Raw genomic sequence first — 20,587 nt, forward strand, 5'->3', positions numbered from 1 at the left:
TTTCGTATGACCACTTCTTTGCAACCTGCTTATGCTCTAGTCCCGGGTGCGAACCTCGAGGCCTATGTGCACACGGTCAACAGCATTCCCTTGCTGACGCCCGAGCAGGAGCGTGAACTGGCTGAGAGTCTCTACTATGAGCAGGATCTGGACGCGGCCCGTCAAATGGTCCTCGCCCACCTGCGATTCGTCGTGCACATCGCGCGCAGTTATTCGGGTTACGGTCTGGCTCAGGCCGATCTGATCCAGGAAGGTAACGTCGGTCTGATGAAGGCCGTGAAGCGTTTCAACCCGGAAATGGGCGTGCGTCTGGTGTCTTTTGCTGTGCACTGGATCAAGGCCGAAATTCACGAGTTCATCCTGCGTAACTGGCGCATCGTCAAGGTCGCCACGACCAAGGCGCAACGCAAGCTGTTCTTCAACCTGCGCAGCCAGAAAAAGCGTCTGGCCTGGCTGAACAATGATGAAGTGCATCGTGTCGCAGAAAGCCTGGGTGTCGAGCCGCGTGAAGTGCGTGAGATGGAAAGCCGTCTGACGGGCCACGACATGGCGTTCGACCCGGCAGCCGAAGCGGACGACGACAGCGCGTTTCAGTCGCCGGCCAACTACCTGGAAGACCACCGCTACGACCCGGCGCGTCAACTGGAAGACTCCGACTGGACCGACAACTCCACCGCCAATCTGCATCAGGCGCTGGACGTGCTGGACGAACGCAGCCGTGACATCCTCTACCAGCGCTGGCTGGCAGAAGAAAAAGCCACGCTGCACGACCTGGCGCAGAAGTACAACGTCTCCGCCGAGCGTATTCGTCAGCTGGAAAAAAGCGCCATGAACAAGCTCAAGACGTCGATAGCTGCGTAAGGCTACCCGGCAACGAAAAACGCCCCGAGATGATCGGGGCGTTTTTGTTTCTGGTGACAGCTACCGGGTAGATGCTGTGCGTTTGCGCTCCAATGCCCAAACGTAGGAGCGAACTTGTTCGCGAAAGGGCCCGTACAGTCGCAGAAGATTTGCCGTTTGAACAATGCCTTCGCGAACAAGTTCGCTCCTACAAAAGCCATCTGGCTCCCATGCCCAAACGTAAGTGAACTTGTTCGCGAAAGGGCCCGTACAGTCGCAGAAGATTTGCCGTTTGAAACAAAGCCTTCGCGAACAGTCGCAGAAGATTTGGCGTTGAAAACAAAGCCTTCGCGAACAAGTTCGCTTGTATGGTAAGACTTGAAGGGAGGAGGAGGGACTTAGTTCGCTTCTGACTGTTCGCGCAGTACAGACCCGTAGGAGATTTCACCCCTCCTCCTTTCACCCAAGCGCCGATAAAGAATGCTTAAGGCTCACAACCTACGATAGAAACAAGCCTGCGCCTCTGGGTGGCCCCTTCAAGTCTGTAAACCTTATCCCCGAGGAGGCGTTATGGCAATGCGGGTTACTCTGGAAAAACCGATCATCGGTGTAGATGTCGCCAAGAATGAGCTGGTGATCTACCACGATCAATATGATCGACTTGAGGCAATCCCCAATACCAAAGTCGCCATCACCCAATGGCTGAAGGCCTTGGCGAGCAGCTGCGCCATCGCCATCGAAGCCACTAACGTCTATCACGTCCTGTTCGCGGATGCGGCCCACGAAGCAGGCTGTGACGTTTATATGGTGGATGGCTATCAGCTCAGTCATTACCGTAAAGGCGTCAACATACGCGCCAAAACCGATGCCCAAGATGCTCGTTTGTTGGCCCGATACCTGAAAAACGAGCTTGATGAGTTGCGGCCCTGGATACCTGCGAGCCCGCTTTATCGGCAGCTTCTGAGCCTGTTCCGACGTCGTGCAGCCTTGGTTCAGGCTCGTACTGGCCTGGTACAAAGCTGGACCAACGAGCCTTTTCTGAGAACAGCGTTCGCCAATCAGGTCAACTCGATGAAACGATTTGAGGCGCTCGTTGAAAAGAAGATTCGCGATGTACTGCAGGAAGCCGGGCTGATGAGGCAGGTCAACCGCTGTATGAAAGTAGAAGGGATCGGCTTTCTGACTGCAGCTCGTTTGGTCACTTCTTTTCAGCGAGGCGAGTTCAGCGCAGCGAACGCCTTTATCGCGTTTCTTGGGCTGGACCTGAGAGTATCCAAATCAGGGCAAAGTGATGGACCTCGTCGATTGACCAAACGCGGCGATCCAGAAGCCCGACGGTTGCTGCACAACGCGGCTATGTCCGGGAGCCGTACGCCGGCCTGGAAGCCTTTTTATGAAGAGCAGAGAAAGCGTGGCTTTAGTACAACTCAAGCGCTGGTCATGCTCTCCCGAAAGTTGGCTCGAGTAGTCTTCGCTCTGTTAAAGAACCAGAGCGAATATCAAACAAAAGTGGCTTGAGGGCTTTCCCAAAACCATAGAATCTCCTACAAAAGCCATCCGGCTCTCATGCCCAAACGTAGGAGCGAACTTGTTCGCGAAAGGGCCCGTACAGTCGCAAAAGATTCGTCGCTTGAAACAAAGCCTTCGCGAACAAGTTCGCTCCTACAAAGGCCATCCGGCTCTGATGCCCAAATGTAGGAGCGAACTTGTTCGCGAAAGGGCCCGTACAGGCGCAGAGGATTCGTCGTTCGAAACAATGCCTTCGCGAACAAGTTCGCTCCTACAAAAGCCGTTCTCATGACCGAACGTAGGAGCGAACTTGTTCGCGAAAGGGCCCGTACAGTCGCGGAAGATTTGGCGTTCGAAACAATGCCTTCGCGAACAAGTTCGCTCCTACAAAAGCCATCCGGCTCCCATGCCCAAACGTAGGGGCGAACTTGTTCGCGAAAGGGCCCGTACAGTCGCAGAAGATTTGGCGTTGAAAACAAAGCCTTCGCGAACAAGTTCGCTCCTACAAAGGCCCGTTCTCATGACCGAACGTAGAAGCGAACTTGTTCGCGAAAGAGCCCGTACAGTCGCGGAAGATTTGGCGTTCGAAACAATGCCTTCGCGAACAAGTTCGCTCCTACAAAAGCTATCCGGCTCCCATGCCCAAACGTAGGAGCGAACTTGTTCGCGAAAGGGCCAGTACAGTCGCAGAAGATTTGGCGTTTGAAACAATGCCTTCGCGAACAAGTTCGCTCCTACAAAGGCCCGTTCTCATGACCGAACGTAGGAGCGAACTTGTTCGCGAAAGGGCCCGTACAGGCGCAGAAGATTTGCCGTTTGAACAATGCCTTCGCGAACAAGTTCGCTCCTACAAAAGCCATCCGGCTCCCATGCCCAAACGTAAGCGAACTTGTTCGCGAAAGGGCCCGTACAGTCGCAGAAGATTTGTCGTTCGAAACAATGCCTTCGCGAACAAGTTCGCTCCTACAAAGGCCATCCGGCTCCCATGCCCAAACGTAGGAGCGAACTTGTTCGCGAAAGGGCCCGTACAGTCGCAGAAGATTTGGCGTTGAAAACAAAGCCTTCGCGAACAAGTTCGCTCCTACAAAAGCCCGTTCCCATGCCCAAACGTAGGAGCGAACTTGTTCGCGAAAGGGCCCGTACAGTCGCAGAAGATTTGCCGTTTGAAACAATGCCTTCGCGAACAAGTTCGCTCCTACAAAGGCCCGTTCTCATGCTCGAACGTAGGTAGCGAGAGGCCATTGAAACCGAGCGCAAACATCACCAGCGACGGCTGCTGTTCAGCCCCTGCAAATACTCATCCCCACCCAGCTGACGCATCTGCTGACGAATCCAGCCTGCGCGGCGAGAGACGTAGCTACTCGGGTGGCTGGCGCTCCACTGGCGCGGGTTGGGCAGGACGGCAGCGAGGTAGCTGGCCTGCTGGGCGGAAAGCGCGCTGGCGTTGGTGCGGAAGTGGTGTTGCGCCGCGGCCTGGGCGCCGAATACACCTTCGTCCCACTCGACACTGTTGAGGTACACCTCAAGGATGCGCTCCTTGGACCAGAGCAGCTCGATAAGCAGGGTGAACCAGGCTTCGAGCCCCTTGCGCAGGTAGCTGCGGCCGGACCACAGGAACAGGTTTTTCGACACCTGCTGGCTGAGGGTGCTGGCGCCGCGTATCGAGCCGCCACGCTCGTTATGCAGAATGGCCGCTTGAATCGCGTCGACATCGAAACCCCAGTGCTCGGCGAATTTCTGGTCTTCGCCGGCAATGACTGCGATTTTCAGGTTGTCGGAGATTTTGTCCAACGGTTCCCAGTCGCGTTGCAGGTCGATAGGCTCGCCGTCGAACCAGGATTCGACTTTGCGCTCGACCATCAGCGCGGTGCCCGGTGGCGGCACCCAGCGCAAAACCAGGACCACGAGAACACTGCCTGCGGCGAACCACAGCAGGGCTTTGAAGAGGCGACGAAGAATAGACTGCAGCATAGAGATGGCTTGGCCGAACCCGTTGAGCGGGCCATTATACAGACCGTGCGCCGTCCGACGATTTTTCACTGGAGTTCCTGATGCTTCGTAGCTTTTTGATGCTGGCCGCTTTCTTCGGCTTCACCGGTGTGGCCTTGGGCGCATTTGCCGCCCACGGCCTCAAGGAACGCCTGAGTGCCGAGTACCTGGCGGTGTTCCACACCGGTGTGCTTTATCAACTGATTCACGCGCTGGCCCTGCTCGGCGTGGCGATCCTGGCAACGCACATCCCCGGACGCCTGATAACCTGGGCCGGATTCTCCTTCGCGGTCGGCATTCTGCTGTTTTCCGGCAGCCTCTACGCCCTGACCCTCACCGGGTTCAGCAAGCTGGGCATGATCACGCCGTTCGGTGGTCTGGCATTTCTGTTCGGCTGGTCGATGCTGGGTCTGGCGGCCTGGAGGCTGGGTTCGCCTCCTTGAGTGTCTGCTCTCCGCGAAGCAAGCGCGCTTGAGACGAATGGCGTGGCTTTGCCTTGGTCATACCGGCTGATCGGGCTAGAATGCTGGCCCCCCAAAAATGATGGCTGCTCTCGCATGCACATTCAGTTGAACGGCGAACCCCATGAATTGCCCGATGGCGAAACCGTCGCGGCATTGCTGACCCGTCTGGACCTTGCAGGGCGCCGGGTCGCGGTAGAACTGAACCTGGATATCGTGCCGCGCAGTCAGCATGCGACGACCGTCTTGAGCGAAGGCGATCAGGTCGAAGTGGTTCATGCCATTGGCGGTGGCTAGTTCGCAATCCGTACTGCGCCCAACCCAATCTGTACGTTATGAGGATTTCCGATGAGCAATGTTCGCAGCGACAAGCCCTTCGTCCTGGCCGGTCGGACTTTCGAGTCGCGCCTGCTGGTAGGCACCGGCAAGTACATCGATATGGAACAGACCCGTCTGGCCATCGAAGCCTCGGGCGCCGAGATCGTGACCGTTGCCGTGCGCCGCACCAACCTGGGCCAGAACCCCGGCGAGCCGAACCTGCTGGACGTGCTGCCGCCTGATCGCTACACCATATTGCCGAACACCGCTGGCTGCTTCGATGCGACCGAGGCCGTACGCACTTGCCGCCTGTCCCGCGAATTGCTCGACGGCCGCAATCTGGTCAAGCTCGAAGTGCTGGCCGATCAGAAGACCCTGTTTCCGAATGTGATCGAAACCCTCAAGGCCGCCGAGATCCTGGTCAAGGACGGCTTCGACGTGATGGTCTACACCAGTGATGACCCGATCATCGCCCGCCAGCTGGCCGAAATCGGCTGTATCGCGATCATGCCGCTGGCCGGCCTGATCGGCAGCGGTCTGGGGATCTGCAACCCGTACAACCTGCAGATCATTCTCGAAGAAACCAAAGTGCCGGTGCTGGTCGATGCCGGTGTCGGTACTGCCTCCGACGCCACCATCGCGATGGAGCTGGGCTGTGAAGCCGTATTGATGAACTCGGCCATCGCCCACGCCCAGCAGCCGGTGATGATGGCTGAAGCCATGAAGCACGCCGTAATTGCCGGTCGTCTGGCCTACCTCGCCGGGCGCATGCCACGAAAACTCTATGCCAGCGCGTCTTCGCCGCTGGATGGCCTGATCAAGTAAGAGCCCGTTGATGACTGATTCGCACGTTCCGCACCCAGAGTCGCCTGCTGTCGAAGAAGGCGAAGAGCGCCCACACCGCCGCATCAAGAGTTTCGTGATGCGAGCTGGCCGTATGACCGAAGGTCAGCAGCGCGGCCTCGATCAAGGCCTCCCGTTGTATGGCCTTTCGCTGACCGACACGCCGGTGGATTTCGATCAGGTGTTCGGTCGCGTTGCGCCGCGTACGCTGGAAATCGGCTTCGGCATGGGCCACTCGCTGCTGGAAATGGCCGCTGCGGCCCCCGAACACGACTTCATCGGTGTCGAGGTGCATTCTCCAGGCGTAGGCGCGCTGCTCAATGGCGTACTGACCCAGGGGCTGACCAATGTGCGCGTCTACGATTGCGACGCCATTGAAGTGCTGAACCGCTGCGTCGCGGACAACAGCCTGGATCGTCTGATGCTGTTCTTCCCGGACCCGTGGCACAAGAGTCGTCACCACAAGCGCCGCATCGTGCAGCCTGAGTTCGCCGCACTGGTGCGCAGCAAACTGAAGGTCGGCGGGGTATTCCACATGGCCACCGATTGGGGCCCTTACGCGGAATACATGCTGGAAGTGATGAGCGTGGCGCCCGGTTATCGCAACCAGGCCGAAGACAACCAGTACGTCCCGCGCCCTGCGGAACGGCCGATCACCAAGTTCGAGCGCCGTGGCGAGAAGCTCGGACACGGCGTCTGGGATCTGAAGTTCGAGAAAGTCGACTGATTGTGCTTGCGGGTTGCTGGCAACCCGCAATGTTGTGTCGCTTACTGAATCTCGTCCGGCTTGACGATCACCCAGTTCTTGTCCGCCGTGACCGGCAGCTTCTCCTTGGCCTGAGCTGCGGCATTGTCCTTGATCATGCCGTTCAGCTGGGTCATGTACTTGTCCTTGCGGTTGATCCACAAGTGCACGCCGCCTTTACTCACGTCGACGCTGTGAAACAGCATGTAGCCGTCGCTGGTCGGGGTATCGCCTCCGACCAGGACCGGTTTTTTCCACTGATCGATGTAGGTCAGAATGGCCGCCTGCTTGCCCGCCATCCAGGTTGCCGGCGTCCACAGGTATGGCGTCAGCTCCAGGCCCATGTTGCTTTTCGGATCGTATTTGCCCGCCGTGATCTGCTTACGTGCGGTGGTCAGTTCGCCGGTCTTGCGGTCCTTGAGCAGCGTGCTCACGCCGATCACATTCTGTGGTTTGACGTTGTAGCCGTACTTCGGATCGGCAGCGACCATGCGTACCAGCTCTTCGGACGCCGCGGTCATCACATACACCTCGATGCCGTTTTCCATCAGCTTGTTGTACAGCTCGGTCTGCCCGGTGAATACCCGCGGCGGTTCGACATTGAGCTGCTTGACGGTGTCGCCTTCGTAGTAGGTCGCAGGGATCGGCTTTTTCAGGGCCATCAGCTCATCGACGTAGCCCTTGAGCTCCTGAAGCGTAAAGCCGGAAAACACCTGTGCGACCCACGGGTAGCAGACCATGTCGTCTATTTCGCAAAGACGATAGTAGTAACTGAACAGGCTTTCCTTGTGTTCGGCGGTGTCTTTGAAGGGGATCAGCTTCAGCGAGGGATCGAGTGTTTCGCGGGTGATCAGGCCTTTGTTTTCCATGTACGGCAGCAACGCTTCTTCGAGGTCGAAGCGGTAGCTGGTGTTGTCCATGTCGAAGACGGCGTAATTGCCCTTGTTGGCATTCGCCGCAATCATCGCGTCGAGCGCCTTGGCGGCAGGCTCGGGCCAGTGCTTCAGTTCGGTGGCCGCGATAGCCTGGCTGGCAAGCCCAAAGCAGACGGCAGCGGCCAACAGTTTTGGCACGAGTTTCATAGGCGATTTCCCCTTGTCGAAAAAACGAAGGGGCAGACCGTAACAAATTATTGTGAAGGCAAAAGTACGTCAGCGACCCGAAAAAGGCCAAATGACGCCGTTTGCCCCTTTATTTGCGACAGTGAAACCAAAAACGACACTTTTGTTGCAGTTTTTCGTCAGCGGCCGCAATTGCTCCAGAAATTGCTGATCAGACGCGTTCCCACACTTCGAAGTTGTAAGCCGGTTTGTCATCGACGGCGGCGTTTTCGGTGTTGGATACCAGCACCCACTGCGCCGTATCGAATTCCGGAAACCACGCGTCGCCATCAGGGCTCAGCGCCACGCGAGTCAGGTACAGGCGATCTGCCTGAGGGAGGCCTTGAGCGTAAAGCTGCGCGCCGCCGATCAGCATCACCTCGTCGACACCCTGTTCCTGCGCCCACTGCTCGGCCCGCACGACGGCGGCGTCCAGCGAAGCGAAGACTTCTGCGCCTTCAAGCTGCAGGTCGGTCTGGCGGCTGACCACCAGATTGAGGCGGCCGGGTAGCGGGCGGCCCAACGAATCCCAGGTCTTGCGACCCATGATGATCGGCTTGCCGAGCGTCGTTGCCTTGAAATATTTGAAATCCCCCGGCAAATGCCAGGGCATGGAATTGTCGACGCCAATCACTCGGTTTTCACCGAGGGCGGCAATCAGGCTGAGGGGCAGATGAGTTTTCATGTCGCGAGGATATCAGAGGTCGCAGGGCAGGCGAATGAACTGACATGCGCCGTGCTCAGTCCCATGACTGCGGTTATGCTCACCGCTGAATTCAATCAAGAGACACTGTGTGACTGCACTGACCCCCCTCGATACCCTCTGGCTGACCGAAGCCGTACGCCTGCGCGAACAACAGGCTGGCGTGCTGGATGATCAGGAAGCCAATCGCCGTGCCCGCGCTGCCGGAGGCGACCTGACGGCGCGCATTACCCACCGCGCCCTCGGCCTGGCGCAGCGCGACGGCATGCTTGGCGCACTGCACCACTGGAAGCAGGGCGCGCGGCTGGCGTTGATTGCGCTGGCGGTGCTCTCGGTCATCAGTGGCGCGGGCCTGGCGTTCGCCGCAATGGGCGACGGGCAGGCACCGGTCAATGTGTTCTGGGCGCTGGGCAGCCTGCTGGGGCTGAACCTTGTGCTGTTGCTGACCTGGGCGCTGGGCCTGATCTTCACCGGGCGCAGTAATAGCGGGCTGGGTCGAGTGTGGTTGTGGCTGAGTGAAAAGCTCGCCCGTGATGCCCAGGCCGCGCAGCTCGCCCCGGCGCTGGTTTTGCTGCTGCAACGCCAGCGCCTGAATCGCTGGGCGCTCGGTTTGGTGGTTCACAGCCTGTGGCTGCTGGCGTTACTCACTGCGCTGGTGCTGTTGTTGATGCTGATGGCGACCCGACGCTACGGGTTTGTCTGGGAAACCACCATTCTGAGCAGCGACACGTTCGTCAGCCTTACCCAGACGCTCAGTACGATCCCGGCGTGGCTGGGGTTCAGCGTGCCGGACGAAACCATGATTCGTGCCAGCGGCAATGGCGCGTTGAGTATCGAGAATGCGCGTCAGGCCTGGGCGGCCTGGCTGGTCGGTGTGCTGCTGGTGTACGGCATCGTGCCGCGGCTGTTGCTGGCCGGGTTCTGCCTGTGGCGCTGGAAGCAGGGCAGGGCGGCGCTGCGCCTCGATCTGGATTTACCCGAATACCTTGAATTGCGTGAGCGCCTGATGCCCAGCAGCGAGCGCCTGGGTGTCAATGATGCCGAGCCTGCTGCGCTGCATCAGGTGCAGTCCGGCCTGGGGGCTGTTGAAAGCAATGGCGCCTTGTTAGTGGCCATCGAGCTGGATGATCAGCAAGTCTGGCCGCCAGCGCTGCCGTCGGGTGTTGCCGATGCAGGCATTCTCGACAGCCGTGAGTCGCGCCACAAACTGCTGGAGCAACTGACCCAGTATCCGCCTGCGCGCATGGTGATCGCCTGCGACCCGCGCCGCTCGCCGGACCGTGGCAGTCTGGCGTTGATCGCCGAACTGGCACGCTGCGCCGGTGCAGCGCGCATCTGGCTGCTGCCCGCGCCTGCCGGGCAGAGGCTTGACCCTGAGCGCCTCGGCGACTGGCACGTCGCGCTGGATCAATTGCAGTTGCCGCACGCCGACAGTGCGCCCTTGAACTGGCTGGAGACAGGCCATGACTGAAGCAGACAGCACTCGTGCGATCAGGCTGGCGGTGGTCGGTCATACCAACGTCGGCAAGACCTCGCTGCTGCGTACCCTGACGGGTGATGTCAGTTTCGGCGAAGTGTCCCATCGCCCCAGCACGACTCGCCATGTCGAGGGCGCGCGCCTTTCTGTGGACGGCGAGGCATTGGTCGAGCTGTACGACACGCCTGGCCTGGAAGACGCTATCGCGCTGCTCGAATATCTGGAGCGCCTGGACCGTCCCGGCGAGCGTCTGGACGGACCAGCGCGACTGACGCGTTTTCTGGAGGGCAGCGAGGCACGCCAGCGTTTTGAGCAAGAGGCCAAGGTCATGCGCCAGTTGCTCTACTCGGACGCGGGTCTTTATGTGATCGATGCGCGTGAGCCGGTGCTGGCCAAATACCGTGACGAACTGGCGGTATTGGCAAGCTGCGGCAAGCCACTGCTGCCGGTGCTGAATTTCGTCAGTGCGCAGCAGCACCGCGAGCCTGAGTGGCGCGAAGCGCTTTCACGGTTGGGCCTGCATGCGCTGGTGCGTTTCGACAGCGTGGCGCCCCCGGAAGACGGCGGCCGTCGTCTGTATGAAAGCCTGGCACTGTTGCTGGAAAGCGCGCGGCCGCGGCTCGAACGTTTGATTGATGATCAGGAAAAACAGCGCACAGCCAAACGCCACAGCGCCGCTCGCCTGATCGCCGAACTGCTGATTGATTGCGCAGCTTGCCGGCGCAGTGTCGAAACCACCGCCGACCAGGAGCAGCAGGCGGTGGAAGCGCTGCGCAAGGCGGTTCGGCAGCGCGAGCAGCAATGTGTCGAGGCGCTGCTCAAGCTGTATGCGTTTCGCAAGGATGATGTGTCCAGCAGCGATTTGCCGTTGATGGACGGCCGTTGGGGCGATGACCTTTTCAACCCGGAAACCCTGAAGTTGATGGGCGTGCGCGTTGGCGGCGGTGTAGCGGCTGGCGCAGCGGCCGGGGCAGGGGTCGACCTGATGGTCGGCGGTGTGACGCTGGGTGCGGCGGCGCTGGTCGGGGCGATTGCCGGTGGTGCGTTATCCACGGCGCGCAGCTACGGAGGCCGGTTGCTCGGCAAGTTCAAAGGGCGCAGAGAGCTGACCGTCGACGATGCGGTACTGCGCCTGCTCGCCCTGCGTCAGCGCCACTTGCTGCTGGCGCTGGGCGTCAGGGGCCACGCTGCCCTGCACAGCATCGAACTGACCACGCCGCAGGACAAGACCTGGCGCAAAGGCAAAATCCCCGGGCCCCTGTCACGCGCCCGCGCCCACCCGCAGTGGTCGACACTCAACCCGCAGCCCAAACCGAATCAGGCTGAGCGGCAGGAAGCGATTGATGAGCTGGCGGCTGTGGTTTTGCAGGATTGAACTGTTCCGGCGCTGAAGACCGGACGCAGAGCGTCCAGAGCGGCATGCGACGCGGAGCGTCGCACGATAGTTGAGGTCATTGTTCCTCATTCTCCAGCGTGGGAATGGCTGTCTTGACGCTCTGCGCGTCACAGATCCAAGCCGCGCACCTGGAGGACGCGGAGCGTCCAGAACGGCATACCCACGCGGAGCATGGGCACGATAGTTGTAGATCCTATCGTTCCGCACGCTCCAGCGTGGGAATGCCTTGCGTGACGCTCCGCGTCACAGATCTGTGCCTTTCCGCAAAGTGATGGCTGGACGGATTCAGACTGCCCGACAGGCAGTGAAAACGCGCTTCCGATTTTTTATTGATTGATCGTTCAATAAAAAATCTTTAGACTGGTCTCGTCTTTTCGTTACAACGATCACTGCAGACACCCGGGAGAATCGCGCCAATGCCCAAGGTCGGAATGCAACCCATCCGCCGCCAACAGCTGATCCAGGCCACGCTGACTGCGGTCGATCAGGTCGGTATGGGCGATGCCAGCATTGCGCTGATCGCGCGACTGGCAGGCGTATCAAACGGCATCATCAGTCATTATTTTCAGGACAAGAACGGCCTGATCGCCGCCACGATGCGGCATCTGATGAACGCCTTGATCCAGAACGTCCGCGAACGCCGTCAGGCGCTGACCGAAGACAGCCCCAGGGCTCACCTGCAAGTGATCATCGAAGGCAACTTCGACGCCAGTCAGGTCAGCGGCCCGGCCATGAAAACCTGGCTGGCCTTCTGGGCGACCAGCATGCATCACCCTTCGCTGCACCGATTGCAGCGTATCAACGACCACCGTTTGTATTCGAACCTGTGCTGTCAGTTCCGCCGCACCTTGCCACTGGAACAGGCACGCAGCGCCGCCCGCGGGCTGGCAGCCCTGATAGACGGGTTGTGGCTGAGAGGCGCGCTGTCAGGCGATGCATTCGACACCGAGCAAGCGCAACGGATCGCTTACGAGTACATGGACTTTCAATTGGCGAAATCGGCGAGCTGACGCTTTCGAAGCTCCTCACCGAACGACTGTATAAGCCCGTGCCGAACCAACCCGGCACACTGAAAACAGTCATCGTCCCCCACTGAATTTGCGAGGACTTTATGGCCCGTTTTGAACTGCAGAAACTCTACATCGATGGCGGTTATGTCGATGCCAGCAACCCTGAAACTTTCGACGCCATCAATCCGGCGAACGGCGAAGTCCTGGCGCAGATCCAGCGTGCCGGCAAGGACGATGTCGAGCGCGCCGTCGTCGCGGCCGAAAAGGGTCAGAAAATCTGGGCCGCCATGACGGCGGTCGAGCGTTCGCGCATCCTGCGCCGTGCCGTCGACATCCTGCGTGAGCGCAACGATGAACTGGCTGCTCTGGAAACGCTGGACACCGGCAAGGCCATCTCCGAAACCCGCTACGTGGATATCGTGACTGGCGCCGACGTGCTGGAATACTACGCAGGTCTGGTGCCCGCCATCGAAGGCGAGCAGATCCCGTTGCGCGATTCTTCCTTCGTGTACACCCGTCGCGAGCCGCTGGGTGTGGTAGCCGGTATCGGCGCCTGGAACTACCCGATCCAGATCGCACTGTGGAAGTCCGCCCCGGCACTGGCCGCGGGTAACGCGATGATCTTCAAGCCGAGTGAAGTCACTTCGCTGACCACCCTGAAGCTGGCAGAAATCTACACCGAAGCAGGCGTACCGAACGGCGTATTCAACGTGCTGACCGGCAGCGGCCGTGAAGTCGGCACCTGGATCACCGAGCACCCGCGCATCGAGAAAGTCTCGTTCACCGGCGGCACCGACACCGGCAAGAAAGTCATGGCCAGCGCCTCGAGCTCGTCGCTCAAGGAAGTGACCATGGAGCTGGGCGGCAAGTCACCGCTGATCGTGTTTGATGACGCCGATCTGGACCGCGCCGCTGACATCGCGATGATGGCCAACTTCTACAGTTCCGGCCAGGTCTGCACCAACGGCACCCGCGTGTTCGTGCCGAACGCCCTGAAGGCCGAGTTCGAAGCGAAGATCCTCGAGCGTGTGAAGCGCATCCGCGCCGGCAACCCGGAAGACGAAAACATCAATTTCGGCCCGCTGGTCAGCTTCGAGCACATGGAAAGCGTGCTGGGCTATATCGCCAAGGGCAAAGAGCAGGGCGCACGTCTGTTGTGCGGCGGCGATCGCCTGACTGGCGGTGTGTTCGACAAGGGCGCGTTCGTTGCCCCGACCGTGTTCACCGACTGCACCGACGAGATGACCATCGTGCGTGAAGAAATCTTCGGTCCGGTGATGAGCATCCTCGGTTACGACACCGAAGATGAAGTGGTGCGCCGCGCCAACGACACCGACTTCGGTCTGGCCGCTGGCATCGTGACCCGCGACCTGAATCGCGCCCACCGCGTGATTCATCTGCTGGAAGCCGGTATCTGCTGGATCAACGCCTGGGGCGAGTCGGCGGCACAAATGCCGGTCGGCGGTTACAAACAGTCGGGCGTTGGTCGTGAGAACGGCATCAGCTCGCTGGCCCAGTACACGCGCATCAAGTCGGTACAGATCGAGCTGGGCGATTACGCCTCGGTTTTCTAAACACGTTTTCAGTGGCACGCGGCAGGCCTCAAGCAGACGCACTCAAAAGCTGCCTGCCGCACCCCATTTTCACGAGTATCGCCTGGCTGCTTCTGCTTGCGGCCAAGGCTTGAAACTCGCAGCTCTATGAGGGAGCCTCTATGACAACTCAATCCGAATACGACTACATCATCATTGGTGCCGGCTCGGCCGGTAACACCCTGGCAGCCCGTCTCACCGAAGACGCAGGCGTCACTGTTCTGCTGCTCGAAGCCGGTGGTCCGGACTACCGTCTGGATTTCCGTACCCAGATGCCTGCCGCCCTGGCATTCCCGCTGCAGGGCCGTCGCTACAACTGGGCCTACGAGACCGAGCCAGAGCCGCACATGAATAACCGCCGGATGGAATGCGGTCGCGGTAAAGGCCTGGGCGGTTCGTCGCTGATCAACGGCATGTGCTACATCCGCGGCAACGCGATGGACTACGACGGCTGGGCCAAGGAGCCAGGTCTCGAAGACTGGAGCTACCTCGACTGCCTGCCGTACTTCCGCAAGGCCGAAACCCGCGACATCGGCCCGAATGACTACCACGGTGGTGAAGGTCCGGTCAGCGTGACCACGCCCAAGGCGGGCAACAATCCGCTGTTCCACGCGATGGTCGAGGCGGGCGTGCAAGCCGGTTTCCCGCGCACTGACGACCTCAACGGTTACCAGCAGGAAGGTTTTGGTCCAATGGACCGCACCGTGACGCCTAATGGCCGTCGCGCCAGTACCGCCCGTGGTTATCTGGACGAGGCCAAGAAGCGCTCGACCCTGACCATCGTCACTCACGCGCTGACCGATCGCATCCTGTTCGAAGGCAAGCGTGCCGTCGGCGTGGCGTATCTGGTGGGCGACAGCGACACGCGCATCCAGGCCCGTGCCCGCAAGGAAGTGCTGCTGTGTGGCGGCGCAATCGCTTCGCCACAGATTCTCCAGCGGTCCGGCGTCGGCCCGGCCGAAGTGCTGAACAAGCTGGATATTCCGGTGGTTCATGACCTGCCGGGCGTTGGCCAGAACCTTCAGGATCACCTGGAGATGTACCTGCAGTACGCCTGTACCCAGCCGGTGTCGCTGTATCCTTCGCTGAAGTGGTGGAACCAGCCTGCTATCGGTGCCGAGTGGATGTTCCTCGGTACAGGTATCGGTGCGAGCAACCAGTTTGAAGCCGGTGGTTTCATTCGCTCCAGTGAAGCGTTCGAATGGCCGAACATTCAGTACCACTTCCTGCCGGTCGCGATTAACTACAACGGCACCAAGGGCGTTCAGGAACACGGTTTCCAGGCTCACGTCGGCTCCATGCGTTCGCCGAGCCGTGGTCGTGTGCAGGTCAAATCCAAAGACCCGCGCGAGTACCCGAGCATCCTGTTCAACTACATGGCCAGCGAGCAGGACTGGCAGGAGTTCCGCGACGGCATCCGCCTGACTCGCGAGATCATGCAGCAACCGGCACTGGACCCGTACCGTGGCCGCGAAATCAGTCCCGGCATCGACGTGCAGTCCGACGAGGCGCTGGATCAGTTCGTGCGTGAGCATGCCGAAACGGCTTATCACCCGTCCTGCTCGTGCAAGATGGGCACCGACGAGATGTCGGTTGTCGATGGACAGGGTCGCGTGCATGGCCTGCAAAGCCTGCGTGTGGTCGATGCCTCGATCATGCCGATCATCACCACCGGTAACCTGAATGCACCGACGATCATGATCGCCGAGAAAATCGCCGACAAGATTCGTGGTCGCCAGCCTCTGCCACGCAGCACGGCCGACTACTTCGTAGCAGGCGACAAGCCGGCACGCGGCAAGCCGCTGCGCGAGATCAGCCACCAGGCCTGATCTAACGCCCAGGCGTCCTTCCGGGACGCCTTTCGTTGTGCATGCTCCAGCGTGGAATGTATTTCACACTGGAGCATTGGCACGATAGTTACGAGATTCTCGTTCCTCACGCTCCAGCAATGCATTTTCCTACGCTCCGCGTCGCAATGGGCGCGGAGCATAGTTACGAGCGCCTACTCGATTCAGACCCTCCTCCCGACAGACGCGAATTGCCACTACCCCTCCGCTCTGCCACAATCGCGAATGATTCTCTTTAGTTAGAACTTTCTCATCGAGGCCATTCGTGTCGTCAGTCCCAAGCACTCATAGCGAGATCGTTGGTGCGCTGTATCGCGATCATCGCGGCTGGCTGCTGGCCTGGCTCAGACGCAATGTTGCCTGCCCGCAACGTGCTCAGGATTTGAGTCAGGACACCTTCGTGCGTTTGCTGGGGCGCCATGAATTGCTTGCGCCCAGAGAGCCGCGTGCTTTCCTGGCAACCGTCGCCAAAGGGTTGATGTTCGATCACTTCAGGCGCGCTGCGCTGGAGCAGGCCTATCTCGGGGAATTGATGCAGGTGCCTGAGGCCGAGCAGCCCTCTCCGGAAGAGCAGCTGCTGATTGTGGAAGACCTCAAGGCCATCGACCGCATGCTCGGCACGCTGTCCAGCAAGGCGCGGGCGGCCTTTCTGTACAGTCGCCTCGACGGCATGAGTCACGCCGAGATTGCCGAGAAGCTGGGCGTTTCGGTCTCGCGCGTCAGGCAGTACCTGGCTCAGGCCATGCGGCAGTGCTACGTGGCGCTTTACGGTGAGCCGACGTGAACACCAGACCGGTCTCTGCCCGTGTGCTCGATGCGGCCATCGAGTGGCAGCTGAACATGGACAGCAACGGCGGCAATGACGCCGAGCTGGCGCGCTGGCTGGCCGCCGACGAAGAGCATGCCCGGGCCTGGAGCCAGTTGGGCATGGTCAATCAGCGCTTTGCTTTGCCCGCAGGTCCGGCACGCAAGGCGTTGCAACAGTCACCGGGTGCCCTGCGACACAGTTTGCGCAAGCTCGGTGGCGGTCTGGCCGGAGTGTTCATGGCCTTGGGCCTGGCATTGTTCGTCGGCGACCGCTATCTACCGATAGATTACTGGCTTGCCGACCAGCGCACGGCCACCGGTGAACAGCGCGACGTGCGTCTGGCGGACAACACCCTGATTCGTCTGAACACCCACAGCGCAATTGATGTGCGCTTCGATACGCAGCAACGTCGGGTCATTCTGCAGGACGGTGAAATACTGGTGCAGACCGGCGATCATGACGACCCGCGGCCCTTCATCGTCGAGACGGCGGATGGAAAGATGCGCGCCCTGGGAACGCGTTTTCTGGTCCGGCGTGAGTCCGATGGAACCCTGCTCAGCGTGTTGCAATCGGCGGTTGTCGCCCACCCGCGCAATGCTTCCGGTGAACAGGTTCTGCGCGAAGGCCAACAGGTGCTGCTGAGCCGCAACGGACTTGGCCCGTTGCTTGGCATGCCTTCCGGCGCCGATGCCTGGACGCGCGGCATGCTGGTGGTGGACAACGCGCGGCTGGCGGACATGCTCGCTGAACTGGGGCGCTACCGGACAGGACATCTGGGCGTCGATCCGAAGGTGGCTGATCTGCGGGTGACCGGCACCTTCCCGTTGAATGACACAGACCTGGCGCTCAAGGCGCTGCTGCCGACCTTGCCTGTGCAGATAGAACAACACACAGCGTGGTGGGTGTCCGTGCTGCCCAGGGATCAACAGCCCGGTAATCCTCCGGCAAAACTCTGAAACATACCTGTTCATGCAGACAGCGTATCGCCCTGACACTTTTTCGGTTTCGAGCGGCTTAGTCTTACAAGTCATTTTGGGGACGCGCTCAGCGCTGCGTCTCTTCGTCTGTGGATAAACCATGAAAAGCCAAACCGTGCGCCGCTGGTCCATCGTGCATACCTGGAGCAGTCTGATTTGCACCCTGTTCCTGTTGATGCTGGCTGTCACCGGCCTGCCGCTGATCTTTCATCATGAAATCGATCATCTGCTCGGCGACGCTCCGCATTACCGGGAGATGCCTGCCGACACACCACGCCTGGACCTGGAGCAACTGGCCAGGGCTGCCGAAGCGCATCGCCCCGGCGAGGTGATGCAGTACTTCGGCTGGGACGACGAAGACCCCAATGGCGTAATGGCAATCACCGCTGCAACCGCAGGCACCGAGCCCAACTCGTCGCACACCTTCGCCCTTGATGCGCGCACCGGTGAGGCGCTGGAGATGCCTTCTGCCAACGGCGGCTTCATGATGGTCATGCTGCGTCTGCATGTAGACCTGTACGCCAACCTGCCCGGCAAACTGTTGCTGGCGTTCATGGGCTTGCTGTTTGTGGTGGCGATCGTTTCCGGGACCGTGTTGTATGCGCCGTTCATGCGCAAGCTGGAGTTCGGCCAGGTGCGGGTCAATAAATCCAGGCGTACGCGTTGGCTGGACCTGCACAACCTGATCGGCGTAGTGACACTGACCTGGGCGCTGGTGGTCGGCGTGACCGGGGTGATCAGCGCCTGTGCCGATCTGCTGATTGCCTCTTGGCGCAATGACGCGCTGGCCACCATGATCGCTCCTTACAAAGACGCGCCGCCATTGAGCCAGCGCGCCCCGGCGACACGATTGCTAGAGATTGCCGAATCCGCTGCGCCCGGCATGCAGGCCGATTTCATCGCCTTCCCCGGCACGCGCTTCTCCAGCGAGCATCATTACGCGGTGTTCCTCAAAGGCAATACGCACCTGACTGCGCACCTCGCCACCCCGGTGCTGATCGACGCCCGGACCCTGCAAGTCACCGCCGTGGTCGAACGTCCCTGGTACATGGACGCACTGGGCATGTCGCAACCTCTGCATTTCGGTGATTACGGCGGCATGCCTATGAAAATTCTCTGGGCAGTGCTGGACGTGCTGACCATCATCGTGCTCGGCAGCGGCGTTTATCTGTGGTGGGTAAGGCGTCGTGCCGCGCGCTCGGTGAGCGCTGTTCAGGCTCAGGTGGCGCAATGAGCTCCAGGCCATCGCGATTCTGGAAGACCTTTGCGATACCCACCGTGATAGCGCTGCTTATCGGCGTCGGCTTGTTCGCCGCGCTGCTGGGTGACGGCTGGTGGGATACGCTGGCGTGGCTGGGCATGGGGACGGCAGCCCTGTTGAGTATCAAGGGCTTGCTGGTGCGGCGGGGCTGATTGAAACGCTGATTGCAGACGCGTCACAGGCTGACTAGTCTAGGATCCTGTCTCATTCGAGGAATACCCATGTCAGCGCCCACGATGACGTTGTACTTCAACGCGGCCTCACCCTTCGCCCGCAAGGTGATGGTGATGCTGCATGAAACGGCTCAGCTCGATCGCGTCGAGTTGCAGACCACAGTACTGACACCGGTCAGCCCGTCTGCCGAACTCAACGAAGACAACCCGGCCGGCAAGCTTCCCGCGTTAAGGCTGGCCGACGGTAATGTCATTCATGACAGCCGTGTGATTCTTGATTATCTCGACCATCAGCACGTGGGCCTGCCACTGATCCCCCGGGAAGGCTCGGCCCGCTGGAGGCGCCTCACCCTGGCTTCGCTGGCCGATGCGTTGCTGGATGCGGCGGTGCTGATCCGCTACGAAACCGCCTTGCGTCCGCAGGAAAAACACTGGGACCAGTGGCTGGACAACCAGCAGCAGAAGATTGAACGCTCGCTGCATTACTTCGAAAGCGACGCGATCACCGAGCTCAGCACTTGCTTCGATGTCGCATCGATCAGCGTTGCCGTTGCACTTGGATATCTGGATTTTCGCCAGCCGGATCTCAACTGGCGCAGTACTTATCCGCGACTGTCCGCCTGGTACCTGGACGTCAGTCAACGGCCATCGATGATCGCGACCCAGCCGCCGGTTTGAGTCAATCTGCGCCGCGCCCCATGTTCAGGATAGGACGCAGAGCGTCCTGAACGGCATACCCACGCGGGGCATGGGCACGATGGTGTTCTTACGGTCACCTATCGTTCCTCACGCTCCAGCGTCGGAATGCCGTGGGTGACGCTCTGCGTCACAGATCTACGGAGCGTCGTATGATCGCTGGGACTCTGAACAATCTCAGCAATCAGGCTCGTCAGCGGTGTAGCGACGGGCCGGATTGACCGCGGCGTCGAATTCACGCAGTGCCTTGGCACCGATCAACAGCGGGAAGTTGAAGTGGCTGCGGTCCACCAGATTGACCTCGACCGTACGCTTCTTGTCGCCCAGGCACAGTTCCAAGTCAACGACAGGACGCTTGGCAGGGTTGATGCCTTCGTCATCATCGTCATCACCTTCGGCGCGTCCCTTGATCTTGCTGATCCGCGAGACCTTGTGCTCATACACCTTGTCGTCCGCACCCTTGGTTGCCAGGCGGAAACGTACCCAGTCATCACCATCGCGCTTGAACAACTCGATGTCCTTTGCCGACAGCGAGGCGGTCAGTGCGCCGGTGTCCATCTTGGCCTTGAAGGTCTGGCCTATTTCCGCAACCTTGATGTTCTCGTAGCGACCATACAACGTCGGTTCAGCAGCCATGACCGGCAGGGCCAGCAAAGACAATAGCGCCAGGATCGGTTTCACGTGAGAGGTTCCTCGCAATAGTCAGCGCCTGATTGGCGCCCGGGTTTAGACAGCGAACCTGCTGTAGGTTCGTCAGGATAAATATGACGTCAGCATAAAGGCCGAGACGTGAAACATTTGTAAGCACCTGTGTAATTGGCGTAAAACGCGTGGGTCTTTAT

The 20,587-nt window shown here is 60.0% G+C and carries 20 protein-coding genes; 16 read left to right on the plus strand and 4 right to left on the minus strand.

From position 1 onward, the window contains the following. Positions 1-6: 6 nt before the first annotated feature. Both rpoH and JOE29_RS01335 read left to right on the plus strand, forming a co-directional pair. On the plus strand, positions 7-861 hold the full coding sequence (gene rpoH, locus JOE29_RS01330; RefSeq protein ID WP_002555629.1) for an RNA polymerase sigma factor RpoH: 855 nt from the start codon (positions 7-9) through the stop codon (positions 859-861). A 549-nt stretch (positions 862-1,410) separates the two neighbouring features. Next, positions 1,411-2,358: an IS110 family transposase gene (locus JOE29_RS01335; RefSeq protein WP_024648092.1), complete on the plus strand. Its 948-nt coding sequence runs from the start codon at positions 1,411-1,413 to the stop codon at positions 2,356-2,358. 1,251 nt (positions 2,359-3,609) lie between these two features. Here JOE29_RS01335 and mtgA read toward each other — a convergent pair. After that, the gene (mtgA, locus tag JOE29_RS01340) at positions 3,610-4,320 is read right to left on the minus strand and encodes a monofunctional biosynthetic peptidoglycan transglycosylase (protein ID WP_010407207.1); all 711 of its coding nucleotides are present in this window, start codon (positions 4,318-4,320) and stop codon (positions 3,610-3,612) included. Positions 4,321-4,400: 80 nt separating this feature from the next. Between mtgA and JOE29_RS01345 the strand changes: the two genes are divergently transcribed. The 4 genes from JOE29_RS01345 (at position 4,401) to trmB (ending at position 6,687) form a co-directional block, all read left to right on the plus strand. Continuing rightward, on the plus strand, positions 4,401-4,781 hold the full coding sequence (locus JOE29_RS01345; RefSeq protein ID WP_057407251.1) for a DUF423 domain-containing protein: 381 nt from the start codon (positions 4,401-4,403) through the stop codon (positions 4,779-4,781). Between the two features lie 114 nt (positions 4,782-4,895). Beyond that, the gene (gene thiS, locus JOE29_RS01350) at positions 4,896-5,096 is read left to right on the plus strand and encodes a sulfur carrier protein ThiS (protein WP_003341343.1); all 201 of its coding nucleotides are present in this window, start codon (positions 4,896-4,898) and stop codon (positions 5,094-5,096) included. Between the two features lie 51 nt (positions 5,097-5,147). Next, positions 5,148-5,942 (plus strand): thiazole synthase, encoded by a 795-nt coding sequence (locus tag JOE29_RS01355; protein ID WP_003304387.1) that lies wholly within the window; start codon positions 5,148-5,150, stop codon positions 5,940-5,942. Between the two features lie 97 nt (positions 5,943-6,039). Then, positions 6,040-6,687: a tRNA (guanosine(46)-N7)-methyltransferase TrmB gene (gene trmB, locus JOE29_RS01360; RefSeq protein WP_213589853.1), complete on the plus strand. Its 648-nt coding sequence runs from the start codon at positions 6,040-6,042 to the stop codon at positions 6,685-6,687. Between the two features lie 41 nt (positions 6,688-6,728). Here the strand turns inward: trmB and JOE29_RS01365 are convergent, their stop codons facing one another. Together JOE29_RS01365 and JOE29_RS01370 are read right to left on the minus strand one after the other, a co-directional pair. Next, entirely contained in the window at positions 6,729-7,787 is a 1,059-nt protein-coding gene (locus JOE29_RS01365; RefSeq protein ID WP_058446237.1) for a hypothetical protein, read from the minus strand. 190 nt (positions 7,788-7,977) lie between these two features. After that, on the minus strand, positions 7,978-8,490 hold the full coding sequence (locus JOE29_RS01370; RefSeq protein ID WP_058446238.1) for a dihydrofolate reductase: 513 nt from the start codon (positions 8,488-8,490) through the stop codon (positions 7,978-7,980). Between the two features lie 109 nt (positions 8,491-8,599). Here JOE29_RS01370 and JOE29_RS01375 point away from each other — a divergent pair, with 109 nt between their 5' ends. The 10 genes from JOE29_RS01375 to JOE29_RS01420 all read left to right on the plus strand — a co-directional run bounded on the left by JOE29_RS01375 (position 8,600) and on the right by JOE29_RS01420 (position 19,727). Beyond that, entirely contained in the window at positions 8,600-9,979 is a 1,380-nt protein-coding gene (locus JOE29_RS01375; protein ID WP_210078736.1) for a DUF2868 domain-containing protein, read from the plus strand. After that, a complete protein-coding gene (locus tag JOE29_RS01380) occupies positions 9,972-11,360 on the plus strand; it encodes a DUF3482 domain-containing protein (RefSeq protein WP_210078737.1) in 1,389 nt (462 codons plus the stop codon). The genes JOE29_RS01375 and JOE29_RS01380 overlap by 8 nt, the downstream gene beginning before the upstream one ends. 437 nt (positions 11,361-11,797) lie before the next feature. Then, positions 11,798-12,391, plus strand: a complete 594-nt coding sequence (gene betI, locus JOE29_RS01385; RefSeq protein ID WP_002555619.1) for a transcriptional regulator BetI — start codon at positions 11,798-11,800, stop codon at positions 12,389-12,391. Positions 12,392-12,492: 101 nt separating this feature from the next. Next, positions 12,493-13,965 (plus strand): betaine-aldehyde dehydrogenase, encoded by a 1,473-nt coding sequence (betB, locus tag JOE29_RS01390; protein WP_003393629.1) that lies wholly within the window; start codon positions 12,493-12,495, stop codon positions 13,963-13,965. Between the two features lie 140 nt (positions 13,966-14,105). Beyond that, a complete protein-coding gene (betA, locus tag JOE29_RS01395) occupies positions 14,106-15,812 on the plus strand; it encodes a choline dehydrogenase (RefSeq protein WP_017279250.1) in 1,707 nt (568 codons plus the stop codon). 283 nt (positions 15,813-16,095) lie between these two features. Continuing rightward, positions 16,096-16,614: an RNA polymerase sigma factor gene (locus JOE29_RS01400; RefSeq protein ID WP_096126890.1), complete on the plus strand. Its 519-nt coding sequence runs from the start codon at positions 16,096-16,098 to the stop codon at positions 16,612-16,614. Continuing rightward, positions 16,611-17,594: a FecR family protein gene (locus JOE29_RS01405; protein ID WP_074997617.1), complete on the plus strand. Its 984-nt coding sequence runs from the start codon at positions 16,611-16,613 to the stop codon at positions 17,592-17,594. Before JOE29_RS01400 ends, JOE29_RS01405 begins: the two co-directional genes overlap by 4 nt. Positions 17,595-17,715: 121 nt before the next feature. Beyond that, the gene (locus JOE29_RS01410; RefSeq protein ID WP_137983796.1) at positions 17,716-18,849 is read left to right on the plus strand and encodes a PepSY-associated TM helix domain-containing protein; all 1,134 of its coding nucleotides are present in this window, start codon (positions 17,716-17,718) and stop codon (positions 18,847-18,849) included. Continuing rightward, positions 18,846-19,028 (plus strand): hypothetical protein, encoded by a 183-nt coding sequence (locus tag JOE29_RS01415; RefSeq protein WP_003316145.1) that lies wholly within the window; start codon positions 18,846-18,848, stop codon positions 19,026-19,028. The genes JOE29_RS01410 and JOE29_RS01415 overlap by 4 nt, the downstream gene beginning before the upstream one ends. Before the next feature lie 69 nt (positions 19,029-19,097). After that, a complete protein-coding gene (locus tag JOE29_RS01420; protein WP_004415666.1) occupies positions 19,098-19,727 on the plus strand; it encodes a glutathione S-transferase family protein in 630 nt (209 codons plus the stop codon). 195 nt (positions 19,728-19,922) lie between these two features. On the opposite strand, the gene JOE29_RS01425 is transcribed toward JOE29_RS01420, so the two are convergent. Next, on the minus strand, positions 19,923-20,426 hold the full coding sequence (locus JOE29_RS01425; RefSeq protein WP_003393621.1) for an ATP-dependent zinc protease: 504 nt from the start codon (positions 20,424-20,426) through the stop codon (positions 19,923-19,925). Positions 20,427-20,587: the final 161 nt, after the last annotated feature.

It is taken from the genome of Pseudomonas sp. PvP009, from assembly GCF_017832995.1.
Lineage (GTDB): Bacteria > Pseudomonadota > Gammaproteobacteria > Pseudomonadales > Pseudomonadaceae > Aquipseudomonas > Aquipseudomonas syringae.

What these genes read in the sequence shown, in the direction of transcription:
- rpoH (WP_002555629.1), top strand. Translation starts at nt 7, where the DNA reads ATGACCACTTCTTTGCAACCTGCTTATGCTCTAGTCCCGGGTGCGAAC.
- JOE29_RS01335 (WP_024648092.1), top strand. Translation starts at nt 1,411, where the DNA reads ATGGCAATGCGGGTTACTCTGGAAAAACCGATCATCGGTGTAGATGTC.
- mtgA (WP_010407207.1), bottom strand. Translation starts at nt 4,320, where the DNA reads ATGCTGCAGTCTATTCTTCGTCGCCTCTTCAAAGCCCTGCTGTGGTTC.
- JOE29_RS01345 (WP_057407251.1), top strand. Translation starts at nt 4,401, where the DNA reads ATGCTTCGTAGCTTTTTGATGCTGGCCGCTTTCTTCGGCTTCACCGGT.
- thiS (WP_003341343.1), top strand. Translation starts at nt 4,896, where the DNA reads ATGCACATTCAGTTGAACGGCGAACCCCATGAATTGCCCGATGGCGAA.
- JOE29_RS01355 (WP_003304387.1), top strand. Translation starts at nt 5,148, where the DNA reads ATGAGCAATGTTCGCAGCGACAAGCCCTTCGTCCTGGCCGGTCGGACT.
- trmB (WP_213589853.1), top strand. Translation starts at nt 6,040, where the DNA reads ATGCGAGCTGGCCGTATGACCGAAGGTCAGCAGCGCGGCCTCGATCAA.
- JOE29_RS01365 (WP_058446237.1), bottom strand. Translation starts at nt 7,787, where the DNA reads ATGAAACTCGTGCCAAAACTGTTGGCCGCTGCCGTCTGCTTTGGGCTT.
- JOE29_RS01370 (WP_058446238.1), bottom strand. Translation starts at nt 8,490, where the DNA reads ATGAAAACTCATCTGCCCCTCAGCCTGATTGCCGCCCTCGGTGAAAAC.
- JOE29_RS01380 (WP_210078737.1), top strand. Translation starts at nt 9,972, where the DNA reads ATGACTGAAGCAGACAGCACTCGTGCGATCAGGCTGGCGGTGGTCGGT.
- betI (WP_002555619.1), top strand. Translation starts at nt 11,798, where the DNA reads ATGCCCAAGGTCGGAATGCAACCCATCCGCCGCCAACAGCTGATCCAG.
- betB (WP_003393629.1), top strand. Translation starts at nt 12,493, where the DNA reads ATGGCCCGTTTTGAACTGCAGAAACTCTACATCGATGGCGGTTATGTC.
- betA (WP_017279250.1), top strand. Translation starts at nt 14,106, where the DNA reads ATGACAACTCAATCCGAATACGACTACATCATCATTGGTGCCGGCTCG.
- JOE29_RS01410 (WP_137983796.1), top strand. Translation starts at nt 17,716, where the DNA reads ATGAAAAGCCAAACCGTGCGCCGCTGGTCCATCGTGCATACCTGGAGC.
- JOE29_RS01415 (WP_003316145.1), top strand. Translation starts at nt 18,846, where the DNA reads ATGAGCTCCAGGCCATCGCGATTCTGGAAGACCTTTGCGATACCCACC.
- JOE29_RS01420 (WP_004415666.1), top strand. Translation starts at nt 19,098, where the DNA reads ATGTCAGCGCCCACGATGACGTTGTACTTCAACGCGGCCTCACCCTTC.